An 11,959-nucleotide genomic window follows, 5' to 3' on the forward strand; every position below is an offset into this window, starting at 1 on the left:
GCTTCGCCATGACCCTACCCACCATCAAGCAGGTGCGCGCCTACACCCTTCGCGGCGGTGGCGCCGACTATCACGACCAGGGTGACGGCCACTGGATCGACGACCACATCGCCACGCCCATGGCCAAGTACCCGGAATACCGGCAGAGCCGCCGCAGCTTCGGCATCAATGTGCTGGGCACCCTGGTGGTGGAAGTCGAGGCCAGCGACGGCACCGTGGGCTTCGCCGTCACCACCGGTGGCGAGCTGGGTGCCTTCATCGTCGAGCGGCACCTGGCACGCTTCCTGGAGGGCGCCAAGGTCACCGACCTGGAAAAAATCTGGGACCAGATGTACCTCTCCACCCTCTATTACGGGCGCAAGGGCATCGTGCTCAACACCATCTCCGGGGTGGATCTTGCGCTCTGGGACCTGCTCGGCAAGCTGCGCCAGGAACCGGTGCACCAGTTGCTCGGCGGCGCCGTGCGCGACGAATTGCAGTTCTACGCCACCGGCGCCCGTCCGGATCTGGCCAAGGACATGGGCTTCATCGGCGGCAAGCTGCCGCTGCAGCATGGCCCGGCCGAGGGCGAGGAAGGCCTGCGCAAGAATCTTGAGGCCCTGGCGACCATGCGCGAGCGGGTCGGCGACGACTTCTGGCTGATGCTCGACTGCTGGATGAGCCTGGACCTCAACTACGCCACCCGCCTGGCCCAGGGCGCCCAGCAGTACGGCCTCAAGTGGATCGAGGAGGCGCTGCCGCCGGATGACTACTGGGGCTATGCCGAACTCAGGCGCAACGTGCCGAAGGGCATGCTGGTCACCACCGGCGAGCACGAGGCCACCCGCTGGGGCTTCCGCCTGCTGCTGGAGATGGGTTGCTGCGACATCCTCCAGCCGGACGTCGGCTGGTGCGGCGGCCTCACCGAGCTGATCCGCATCTCGGCGCTGGCCGATGCCCACAACGCCCTGGTGGTGCCCCATGGCTCCTCCGTCTACAGCTACCACTTCGTCATCACCCGCACCAACAGTCCCTTCGCCGAGTTCCTGATGATGGCGCCCAAGGCCGACGAGGTGGTGCCCATGTTCCATCCGCAGTTGCTCGACGAACCCGTCCCGGTGCGGGGCCGCATGCGCGCCTCGGCGCTGGATCGGCCCGGCTTCGGCGTGCGCCTCAATCCGGAGTGCGCCCTGGAACGTCCCTATCGCCACTGAGGCGTTGCCCAGGAGGGCTGGATGAAAGCGACCCAAGACACCCTGGCGGCACCCGTGGCGGATGCACGTCCCGCGGCGACGCCGCTGCCACCCAAGAGCGCTCGTCTCAAGCGGATCCAGGTGATCGCCCTGGCGCTGCTGGTACTGGCCGGCTTCGTCAACTACCTCGACCGCAGCACCCTGGCCATCGCCAACCAGACCATCAGCGGCGAGCTGGGCTATACGCCGACCGAGATGGGCCTGCTGCTGTCGGCCTTCGCCTGGGCCTATGCCTTCGCCCAGTTGCCCATCGGCGGTCTGCTGGATCGCTTCGGTGCGCGCCTGACCCTGGGCCTGGGCATCTGCCTCTGGTCGCTCGCCCAGGGCGTGCTCGGGCTGCTCAGCAGCCTGCACCTGATGATCCTCGCCCGCATCGGCCTGGGCATCGGCGAGGCGCCGCAATTCCCGGCCGGCGCCAAGGTGGTCAGCGAGTGGTTCAACGTGCGCGAGCGCGGCCTGCCCTCCGGCATCTTCAACCTGTCGTCCTCGCTGGGGCCGGCGATCTCCCAGCCGATCCTCACTGCGCTACTGCTGTGGCTGGGCTGGCGGCAGATGTTCATCGCCATGGGGGTGCTCGGCGTTGCCGTCGCGGCGCTCTGGTACCTGAGCTATCGCGACCGGGTGCAGGTGGTGCTGGACGCCGCGGAGCGGGCGCACCTGGATGCCGGCCTGCCACCCCAGGACGCCGGCCAGCGGCTGACCTTTGCCGACTGGCTGGGGTTGTTCCGCCGCCGCCTGACCTGGGGCGTGGTGATCGGCTACGTCGGCATCATCTACATGCTGTCGCTGTTCCTGACCTGGCTGCCGGCCTACCTGGAGCGGGTTCACCACCTGTCCCTGTCCCAGGCCGGCTGGGTCGCCAGCCTGCCGTTCCTGGCCGGTGCCTGTGGCGTGATCGGTGGTGGCCTGCTGGTGGATCGCCTGACCCGCAGCGGGCGCAGCCTGGCCTTCAGCCGCAAGCTGCCGATCTGCGGCGGTCTGGCGGCGGCCGGATTATTCGCCCTGTGCAGCGCCGGGGTGACCGGCATCGGCAGCGTCATCCTCTGCTTCAGCCTGGCACTGTTCAGCCTCAACGTGGCGGTAGCCGGCACCTGGTCGCTGGTGAGCGTCGCGGTGCCCTCGCACCAGGTGGCCTCGCTGGCCAGCATCCAGAACTTCGGTGGCTACTTCGGCGGCGCCTTCGCCCCGGTCATCACCGGCATGATCGTCCAGCAGACCGGCTCCTTCGGCCTTGCCCTCGGCATCGCCGCCGCGGTCGCGGTGGCCGGTGCCCTGAGCTATGGGCTGCTGGTGCGCCTGCCCGACACCCCTTCCTGATTCCACTGGAGACGACCGTCATGGATCTGCCGCGCAATCCCTTCAAGGCCCGCCTCACGGGCAGCGACACCCTCTACGGCCTCTGGGCCGGCTTCGCCACCGGCTATGCCGCCGAGATCGCCGCCGGCACCGGCTACGACTGGCTGCTGATCGACGGCGAGCACGCCCCCAACACGGTGCCAAGCATCCTCGCCCAGTTGCAGGCGGTGGCGCCCTACCCCACGGCGCCGGTGGTGCGTTGCGTGACCGGCGATGCGGTGCTGATCAAGCAGTTGCTGGACATCGGCGTGCAGACGCTGATGGTGCCCATGGTGGAGACCGCCGAGCAGGCCCGCGCCCTGGTGCGCGCCATGCGCTATCCGCCCCACGGCATCCGCGGCGTCGGCGGCGGCCTGGCCCGCGCCACCCGCTGGGACGCGGTACCCGACTACCTGCACAACGCTCACACCGAGTTGTGCCTGATCGTCCAGGTGGAATCGCGGCTGGGCAGCGACAACGTCGCCGAGATCGCCGCAGTGGAGGGCGTGGACGCCGTCTTCGTCGGCCCCGCCGACCTCTCCAGCGGCCTCGGCCATGCCGGCAATCCGGGCCATCCCGAGGTGCAGGCACGTATCCGCGCCGCCATCGATGCCACCCGCGCGGCCGGCAAGGTGGCCGGGATCCTGGCGCCCCAGGAAGACGATGCCCGGCGCTATCGCGACTGGGGTTGCCAGTTCGTCGCCGTCGGCATCGACATCAGCCTGTTCCGCCAGGCGGCGCTGGCCAACCTGGCCCGCTATCGCCCCCTCGAAGCGCCCCAGGCGCCCTCTCGCACCTATTGACCCGGAGTCCGCCATGGCCGATCTGCCTCTTTACCAGAACTACATCGATGGCCGCTTCCTGCCGGCCGCCGAGGACTTTCTCGTCCATAACCCGGCCACCGGCGAGGCCCTGGCCCGGGTACCGGCGTCCAGTCGCGAGGACGTCGACCAGGCCATCGCCGCCGCCCGCCGTGCCCAGAAGGCCTGGGCGCGCAAACCAGCCATCGAGCGCGCCGGCTACCTGCGGCGCATCGCGGCAAAGCTGCGTGAGCACGCACCGCGGCTGGCCCGGACCATTGTCGCCGAACAGGGCAAGGTCCATGGCCTGGCCGAGGTGGAGGTCAATTTTACCGCCGACTATCTCGACTACATGGCCGAGTGGGCAAGGCGCATCGAAGGCGAAATCATCACCAGCGACCGACCCGACGAGCAGATCTTTCTGCTGCGCAAGCCGCTGGGCGTGGTGGCCGGCATCCTGCCCTGGAACTTCCCCTTCTTCCTGATCGCGCGCAAGCTGGCGCCGGCGCTGCTCACCGGCAACACCATCGTCATCAAGCCCAGCGAAGAAACCCCGATCAATGCCCATGAATTCGCCCGCCTGGTGGCCGAGACCGACCTGCCGCCCGGGGTCTTCAACCTGGTCAGCGGTGCCGGCGCCGTGGGGGGCCAGCTCAGTGCCCATGCCGGCATCGACATGGTCAGCTTTACCGGCAGCGTCGGCACCGGCTCGCGGATCATGGCCGCTGCCTCGCCGAATCTGACCAAGCTCAACCTGGAGCTGGGCGGCAAGGCGCCGGCCATCGTCCTGGCCGATGCCGACCTGGACCTGGCGGTCCGGGCGATCCGTGACTCGCGCATCATCAACACCGGCCAGGTGTGCAACTGCGCCGAGCGGGTCTATGTGGAACGCGCGGTGGCCGAGGACTTCATCGAGCGCATCGGCCGCGCCATGGCCGCCACCCGCTATGGCGACCCCCAGGCCGACACCAGCGTGGAGATGGGACCGCTGATCAACGCCGCCGGCCTGGACAAGGTGGCGGCCAAGGTCGACGTCGCCCTCGGTCAGGGCGCCCGCCTGGTCACCGGTGGCAGTCGCGCCGACCTGGGTCGCGGCTTCCACTTCCAGCCCACGGTGCTGACGGACTGTCGCGCGGACATGCCGATCATGCGCGAAGAAATCTTCGGCCCGGTGCTGCCGATCCAGGTGGTGGACGAACTCGACGAAGCCATCGCCCTGGCCAACGACTGCGAATACGGCCTCACCTCCTCCGTCTATACCCGCAGCCTGGGCAAGGCCATGCACGCCATGCGCGAGATCGACTTCGGCGAGACCTACATCAACCGGGAAAACTTCGAGGCCATGCAGGGCTACCACGCCGGGGTGCGCAAGTCCGGCATCGGTGGCGCGGACGGCAAGCACGGGCTCTATGAGTACACCCACACCCAGGTTGTCTATCTGCAGGGCTAGGGGTCGAGGCTGGTGGCTACCCGCTTCGCTCGAATGTTCCTGGGCGAACGCGGGTCGAAACAGGCGCAATCCAAGATCAGGCACGGGCCCAGCGCTGAGCGGAACCAGCCACCGCAGCGATGGCTGGCGGGCCGCGCGGTGCCGCCTTAGCCGTAGGCTTTCTCGCCATGCTGGAAGAGGTCCAGGCCCTGAGCTTCGGTCTGCTCGCAAACGCGCAGGCCGCGGGTCAGGACCCGGGTGACGCAGAGCAGCACGAACGTCATGACCCCGCAGAAGAGCACGGTGAAGAGGACGCTCTTGAGCTGGATCAGCACTTGGCTGGCGATGGCGATGTCCTGGTAGCCGCCCAGGCTCTTGCTGGCGAAGACGCCCGTCAGCAGCGAACCGACGATGCCGCCGATCCCGTGCAGCCCGAAGGCGTCGAGCGCATCGTCGTAACCGAAGGTGCGCTTGAGATAGACCACCGCCGCGTAGCAGAGGGCGCCGGTCAGCAAGCCCATGGCGAGGGCCCCGGCCGGACCGACGAAGCCGCAGGCCGGGGTGATGGCGATCAGGCCGGCCAGGGCGCCGGAGGCGACACCGAGGGCGCTGGCCTTGCCGGTGCGCAGCCACTCCACCGCGAGCCAGCCGAGGATGCCGGCACAGGCGGCGATCTGGGTGGTGAGCATGGCCATGCCGGCGCTGGCGCTGGCGGCCACCGCAGAGCCGACGTTGAAGCCGAACCAGCCGACCCAGAGCAGGGCCGTGCCGGTCAGGGCGAAGCCCAGGTTGTGCGGCGGCATGGCCTGGAGGCTGTAACCCTGACGCCGACCGAGCATCACACAGGCCACCAGCCCGGCAACGCCGGAATTGATGTGCACCACGGTGCCACCGGCGAATTCGAGGATGCCCCAGTCATAGAGCAGACCACCCGGCCCGCTCCAGGCCATGTGCGCCAGAGGCAGGTAGCAGAAGGTGAACCAGAGGGCACAGAACAGCACGGCGGCGCTGAATTTCATGCGCTCGGCGAAGGAGCCGGCGATGATCATCGGGGTGATCAGCGCGAAGGTCATCTGGAAGGTGGCGAAGACGCTTTCCGGAATGGTGCCCACCAGGCTGTCACGCACCACATCGAGCAGCATCCAGTGCTTGAAGCCGCCGATCAGGCTATGGAGGTTGAACTCGCCGGCCACCATGCCGGTGGTGTCGGCGAACAGACTGTAGCCATAGACCACCCAGAGCACGCCGATGACTCCGGCCACGGTAAAGCTCTGGGTGAAGATCGAGAGCAGGTTCTTCGACCGCACCAGGCCGCCATAGAAAAGCGCCAGGCCGGGGACCAGCATCATCAGCACCAGCACGCTGGAGATCATCATCCAGGCCGTGTCGCCGCTGTCGAGCCTGGTCTCCTGGGCCAGGGCCATACCGGGCATCCCGAGGGCTGCCACCAGAACCGCAACCGCCTTGCCTTTACCGATCATGTCGAGCTTCCTTCGCTGAGGGATGAAAGGGAACGTGAGTCGTCGTGCGGCCCGGCGCCCGAGGCTGCCTGGCCGAAGAAACGTGTTGCAGACCGCCCGATCGCCACCATGGCGAGCGGCCGTAGGTTGGGTTGAGCACAGCGAAGCCCAACGTCGCCCCGAGGGCCGGCAATGTTGGGCTTCGACGATAGAGCCGTCTCAACCCAACCTACGGTCTATCGCCACCCTGACCGCTAGCAAAAGGCAGCTCCTTTCAGGACGAGTCGCAGAGAGAAACGACCACACCACTAGAACCCGGTTTGCCCCGGTACCCAACTGGTACCCGCCAGCGGCACCCGCGCCATGGCCGCGGCCTCGATGGTCAGGGCCACCAGGTCTTCCGGGTCGAGGTTGTGCAGGTGCGACTTGCCGCAGGCGCGCGCCATGGTTTGGGCTTCCAGCACCAGCACCCGCAGGTAATTGGCCAGCCGACGACCGCCTTCCACCGGGTCGAGGCGTCTGGCCAGTTCCGGGTCCTGGGTGGTGATGCCCGCCGGATCGCGGCCGTTCTGCCAGTCGTCGTAGTAGCCGGCGGCGGAGCCGAGCTTGCGCAGTTCGGCATCCAGCCGCGGATGGTTGTCGCCCAGGGCGATCAGCGCCGCCGTCCCGATGGCCACGGCATCGGCACCCAGGGCCATGGCCTTGGCCACGTCGGCGCCATTGCGGATGCCCCCGGAGACGATCAGTTGCACCTTGCGGTGCATGCCCATCTCCTGCAGCGCCTGCACCGCCTGGGGGATCGCCGGCAGGATGGGAATGCCGACGTGCTCGATGAATACCTCCTGGGTCGCCGCGGTGCCGCCCTGCATGCCGTCGAGCACCACCACGTCGGCGCCGGCCTTGACCGCCAGCTTGACGTCGTAATAGGGCCGACTGGCGCCAATCTTCACGTAGATGGGCTTTTCCCAGTCGGTGATCTCGCGCAACTCGGCGATCTTGATCGCCAGGTCATCCGGACCGGTCCAGTCGGGATGGCGACAGGCACTGCGCTGGTCGACGCCGATGGGCAGGGTCCGCATGCCGGCCACCCGCTCGGTGACCTTCATGCCCAGCAGCATGCCGCCACCGCCGGGCTTGGCGCCCTGCCCCAGGACGATCTCGATGGCGTCGGCCTTGCGCAGGTCGTCGGGATTCATGCCGTAGCGCGACGGCAGGTACTGGTAGACCAGGTGCTGGGACTGGCCGCGCTCCTCGGGGGTCATGCCGCCGTCGCCGGTGGTGGTGCTGGTGCCGGCGATACTGGCACCGCGGCCGAGGGCTTCCTTGGCATTGGCCGAGAGCGCGCCAAAGCTCATGCCGGCAATGGTCACTGGGATCTTCAGGTGGATGGGTTTCTTGGCAAAGCGGGTACCGAGCACCACGTCGGTACCGCACTTCTCGCGGTAACCCTCCAGCGGGTAGCGCGAGACGCTGGCGCCCAGCAGCAACAGGTCATCGAAATGCGGCAGCTTGCGCTTGGTGCCGCCACCACGGATGTCGTAGATGCCGGTCTCGGCGGCACGCTGGATTTCCTGGATGGTGAGGCGATCGAAGGTGGCCGATTCGCGCAGCACGGGGGTGTTCTGGTCAGTCATGGCGATTCTCCTGCGCGATCAATAGGCCGAGGCGTTGTCGACTTTGAAGTTGTAGAGCTGGCGGGCGGAGCCGTAGCGCTTGAAGTCGGCGGCACGCTCGGCGAAGCCGGCGGTGTCGAGCAGTTCCTGCAACTCGGCCAGGTGTTCGGCGCGCATCTCCTTCTCGATGCAGTCCGAGCCCAGGGAGGCCACGCGGCCTTTCACATAGATACGCGTCTCGTACAGCGAATCGCCCAGGGCGTCGCCGGCGTCGCCGCAGACCACCAGGCGCCCGGCCTGGCCCATGAAGCAGCTCATGTGGCCGATGCTGCCCCCGACGACGATGTCGACGCCCTTCATGGAAATACCGCAGCGCGCGCCGGCGTCGCCTTCGATGACCAGCAGGCCGCCATGGGCGGTGGCGCCGGCGGCCTGGGAAGCGCTGCCCTTGACCCGTACCGCGCCGGACATCATGTTTTCCGCGCAGCCGACGCCGACATTGCCATGTACGGTAATGGCGGCATGCTGGTTCATGCCCGCGCAGTAGTAGCCGGCGTGCCCGTTGATATCCACGGACACGGCAGCGTTCACGCCCACGGCAAGGTTGTGGGCGCCATTGGGATGGGTGACCACCCACTCGCGCTCGGTGGCGGTCTGGGCGACGTCGTGCAGGGCCTGGTTGAGCTCGCGCACGGCGATTTGGGTGAGATCAAAGGTTTTCATCTGCGCTGCTCCTCAGGCCAACTCGCGTTCCCAGACGTACAGGGTGGCCGGTGCCGGCTCCCAGACCTTGGCCCGCTCGATGCCGGGCAGGCTCGACAACGCCTGGTACTCGGAGGCCATGGCCACGTAGTCGTCGGTTTCGGCGAGGATCGCCGGCTTGCAGGCGATGGGATCGCGGATCACCGCGAAGCCGTTGCGGGTGCCGATGGCAAAGGTGAAGAAGCCGTCCAGATCCTCCAGGGAACGGTCCAGTGCCTGCTTGAGGCTGTCGCCCTCGCGCAGTCGCCAGGTCAGGTAACCGGCGGCGACCTCGGTGTCGTTCTCGGTCTCGAAGGCAATGCCCTCACGCCTGAGGCTCTGGCGCAGCCGCGAATGGTTAGACAGCGAGCCATTGTGCACCAGGCAGAGGTCGGCGCCGGTGGAAAATGGATGGCTGCCCTCCAGGGTCACGGCGCTCTCGGTGGCCATGCGGGTGTGGCCGATGATGTGGCTGCCCTGCATCCCGGCCAGGCCGAAGCGGCTGGCGATCTCCTGGGGCAGGCCCATGCCCTTGAGGATCTCGATGCTGCGCCCGGCGCTCATGATGCGTAGCTCAGGCGCCAGCTCGGCCAGCACGGCGCGGACCTCGGCTTCCGCCGCGCGGATCTTGAGCACGAGGGCGCTGGCGTTCTGGAACCAGTCCAGCTCGGCATCAAGTTTTTGCTGCAACGCAGTGACCAGGGCGGCGAAGTCATAGCCGTCGGAGGTGGCCTGCAGGGTCAGCTTGACCCAGCCCTCGGCCACCTCGTCACCGTAGATGGCGAAGCCGGCGCTGTCCGGACCTCGGTCGGTCATGGCTTCGAGCATGGGCTCGAAGAGGCTGCCGAGCTGGGCCTCCAGCGCCGGGTTCTTCAGATAGAGTCCAACGATTCCACACATGGGTGTCACTCCTTCGCAGGCAGGGGCGTACCGGGGGCGCCCGAAGATCGATCGATAAAGAGGGGGCGATCAGAAGAATTCGGTGTAGCGCTGGATCTCCCAGTCGGAGACGTGGCGGCTATATTCCACCCACTCCATGCGCTTCAGCTTGATGAATTCGTCGACGATTTCCGGGCCGAGCATCTCGCGGAACAGCGGGTCGGCGTCCAGGGCGTCGCAGGCTTCCTTGAGGCTCTGCGGCAGGGTCTCGATCCCCCGCGCGGCGATGGCCTCGAGGCTCAGGTTGTAGAGGTTCTCGTTGCAGGGCGCGCCCGGGTCCAGTTCGCGCTCGATGCCGTCGAGACCGGCGGCGATGATGGCGGCGGTGACCAGATAGGGATTGCAGCCGGCATCGGGCAGGCGGAATTCCAGGCGGCCATAGGGCACCCTTATCATCGCCGAGCGGTTGTTGGCGCCGTAGGCGATGAAGGCCGGCGCCCAGGTGGCGCCGGACAGCGAGCGGCCCACCACCAGGCGCTTGTAGGAATTCACCGTGGGCGCGGCGAAGGCGCAGAGCGCCGGACCATGGGCCAGCAGGCCGGCGAGGAAATGGTAGGCCAGTCGCGACAGGCCCATGCCGCGCGGATCGCTGTCGTCGTGGAAGAGGTTGCGGCTGGTGGCGCTGGCCAGCGACAGGTGGAAATGCATGCCGTTGCCGGCGCGCTTGGGATCGGGCTTGGGCATGAAGGAACAGATCATGCCCAGTTCGTTGGCGATCTCGCCGGCGGCCATACGGAAGAAGGTGAAGCGATCCGCCGACTCCAGCGCCTCGCTGTAGGTGTAGTTGATCTCGAACTGGCCGTTGGCGTCCTCGTGGTCGATCTGATAGATGTCGAAACCGACCGGCTGCAGGGCTTCGGTGAGCTTTTCCAGAAAGAGCCGCGAGCGCGACAGACCCTTGTAGTCGTAGCAGGGCTTGTCCAGGGTGTCGCTGCCATCCACCAGGGACAGCTTGCCGACCTCGTCGCGGCGCATGAGGAAGAACTCGGGTTCCAGCCCGGTGTTCAGGCTCCAGCCGCGGTCGCCAAGGCGCGCTACCTGGCGCTGCAGCACGTAGCGGCTGTCATAGGGATGGGGCTTGCCGTTGACATGACCGATGCACACCACCCGCCCGTAGCCAGCCTGCCAGGGCACCGGAATCAGGGTGGAGAGATCGCCCCGGGCCATGAAGTCGGGTCCATGGGGCTCCATGCCCATGCCGCAGATGGCGAAACCGGCGAAACCCGCTCCTTCCTCCGCCACGGCGGCGAGGCCGGCCACCGGCACGGACTTGGTCTTGGCGGAACCATGGATGTCGACGAACTGGGCCAGCACGTAGCGGATACCGTGCTGGTCGATGAGATGCTGGGTTTCGCTGGGCAACATGACGGGCTCCTTGGCTGAGATCCACTATATTCCCAATGGGAATTTATTCTTCCCAACAGGAAAGCAAAGACTTTGCCAAGTCGCGTCCGCTTTGCCGACCGCTATGCCAGAACCTTCCCGTCAGCGAGTTAACCCTGCGGATCCCAAGGAGAATCCCGGCAGCAGCCCGCGGGGATTTTTTCCGGCATGATGGGAGCCCCATCGGACGCCCGCGCGTATCCGCCCTCCTTCCTGCACTTTACTGGTGCGAATTTTTTATTCCCAAAACTAAAATGATGCAAGAATCCCCGAGTCGTGAACCACGCCTGAAGATCGAGCAGTACATAGGCATCCAGATTCGTCGCCAGCGCCAGGATCAGGGTCTGAAGACTGCCGAGGTGGCGCGCATGGCCGGTATCAGCCAGGGCATGCTGAGCAAGATCGAGAACGCCCAGGTCTCCACCAGCCTGGAAACCCTCGGCCGGCTGTGCGACACCCTGGGCCTGCCGCTGTCGCGGCTGTTCAGCCAGTACGACCAGCAGGAACGCGACGCCCTGCTGGTCAAGGCGGGCGAAGGTCTCGAGGTGGTGCGCCGGGGGACCGACAAGGGACACACCTATCACCTGCTCAACCACTCCCGCGGGCCGAAGAAGAGCCTGGAGGCCTATCTGGTCTCCATGGACGATGCCAGCGAGGAATTCCCCACCTTTTCCCATCCTGGTACCGAGTTCATCCACCTGCTCGAAGGGAGCCTGGTCTATCGCCACGGCAACCACCTCTATGAAATGGGCCCGGGCGACAGCCTGACCTTCGACAGCGACGTCCCCCACGGCCCGGAGCGATTGAACCAGGTGCCGATCAAGCTGCTGTCGATCATGACCTTCAAGGACGACTGAGCCGCGCCCGGCTCGCCGGTGAAAGGGAATTTCGCCGGTAAAAAGACCGCCTTATAACTGGTAGGAAATTTTTATTACTCGACTCTGGACGAGCGCCTGCGCTTGCCCTATAACAGCATCCGTGAATTTTATATTCCCAACAGGAAATAACGCCGCAGCGAAATGTTCCT

10 protein-coding genes are annotated in these 11,959 nt (G+C 66.7%); 5 read left to right on the top strand and 5 right to left on the bottom strand.

Features of this window, described 5'->3' with window-relative positions:
• Positions 1-8: 8 nt before the first annotated feature.
• The 4 genes from rhmD to aldA are packed head-to-tail and all read left to right on the top strand — an operon-like array spanning position 9 to position 4,817.
• The gene (gene rhmD, locus OMP44_RS09865; protein WP_280307572.1) at positions 9-1,193 is read left to right on the top strand and encodes an L-rhamnonate dehydratase; all 1,185 of its coding nucleotides are present in this window, start codon (positions 9-11) and stop codon (positions 1,191-1,193) included.
• 21 nt (positions 1,194-1,214) lie between these two features.
• Positions 1,215-2,549, top strand: a complete 1,335-nt coding sequence (locus OMP44_RS09870) for an MFS transporter (RefSeq protein ID WP_187979394.1) — start codon at positions 1,215-1,217, stop codon at positions 2,547-2,549.
• A gap of 20 nt (positions 2,550-2,569) precedes the next feature.
• Positions 2,570-3,370 carry an aldolase/citrate lyase family protein gene (locus OMP44_RS09875; RefSeq protein ID WP_133860683.1) on the top strand — a complete coding sequence of 267 codons (801 nt, stop codon included), beginning with the start codon at positions 2,570-2,572 and terminating at the stop codon, positions 3,368-3,370.
• A gap of 13 nt (positions 3,371-3,383) precedes the next feature.
• Positions 3,384-4,817: an aldehyde dehydrogenase gene (aldA, locus tag OMP44_RS09880; protein WP_280307574.1), complete on the top strand. Its 1,434-nt coding sequence runs from the start codon at positions 3,384-3,386 to the stop codon at positions 4,815-4,817.
• 146 nt (positions 4,818-4,963) lie between these two features.
• Here the strand turns inward: aldA and OMP44_RS09885 are convergent, their stop codons facing one another.
• From OMP44_RS09885 to glnT, 5 genes are all read right to left on the bottom strand, one after another.
• Complete coding sequence (locus OMP44_RS09885; RefSeq protein ID WP_280307575.1) at positions 4,964-6,277, bottom strand: ammonium transporter; 1,314 nt, start codon at positions 6,275-6,277, stop codon at positions 4,964-4,966.
• A 287-nt stretch (positions 6,278-6,564) separates the two neighbouring features.
• Entirely contained in the window at positions 6,565-7,890 is a 1,326-nt protein-coding gene (locus tag OMP44_RS09890; RefSeq protein WP_187979397.1) for an FMN-binding glutamate synthase family protein, read from the bottom strand.
• A gap of 18 nt (positions 7,891-7,908) precedes the next feature.
• On the bottom strand, positions 7,909-8,592 hold the full coding sequence (locus OMP44_RS09895; protein ID WP_187979398.1) for a GltB/FmdC/FwdC-like GXGXG domain-containing protein: 684 nt from the start codon (positions 8,590-8,592) through the stop codon (positions 7,909-7,911).
• 12 nt (positions 8,593-8,604) lie between these two features.
• The gene (locus tag OMP44_RS09900; protein WP_280307577.1) at positions 8,605-9,510 is read right to left on the bottom strand and encodes a class II glutamine amidotransferase; all 906 of its coding nucleotides are present in this window, start codon (positions 9,508-9,510) and stop codon (positions 8,605-8,607) included.
• Between the two features lie 69 nt (positions 9,511-9,579).
• Positions 9,580-10,914 carry a type III glutamate--ammonia ligase gene (gene glnT / locus OMP44_RS09905; RefSeq protein ID WP_187979400.1) on the bottom strand — a complete coding sequence of 445 codons (1,335 nt, stop codon included), beginning with the start codon at positions 10,912-10,914 and terminating at the stop codon, positions 9,580-9,582.
• A gap of 275 nt (positions 10,915-11,189) precedes the next feature.
• Here glnT and OMP44_RS09910 point away from each other — a divergent pair, with 275 nt between their 5' ends.
• Positions 11,190-11,789: a helix-turn-helix domain-containing protein gene (locus OMP44_RS09910; protein WP_187981360.1), complete on the top strand. Its 600-nt coding sequence runs from the start codon at positions 11,190-11,192 to the stop codon at positions 11,787-11,789.
• The last annotated feature ends 170 nt before the right edge of the window (positions 11,790-11,959 follow it).

The sequence above is a fragment of the Pseudomonas flavocrustae genome, assembly GCF_029872515.1.
GTDB classification, from domain to species: Bacteria; Pseudomonadota; Gammaproteobacteria; order Pseudomonadales; family Pseudomonadaceae; genus Chryseomonas; species Chryseomonas aestiva.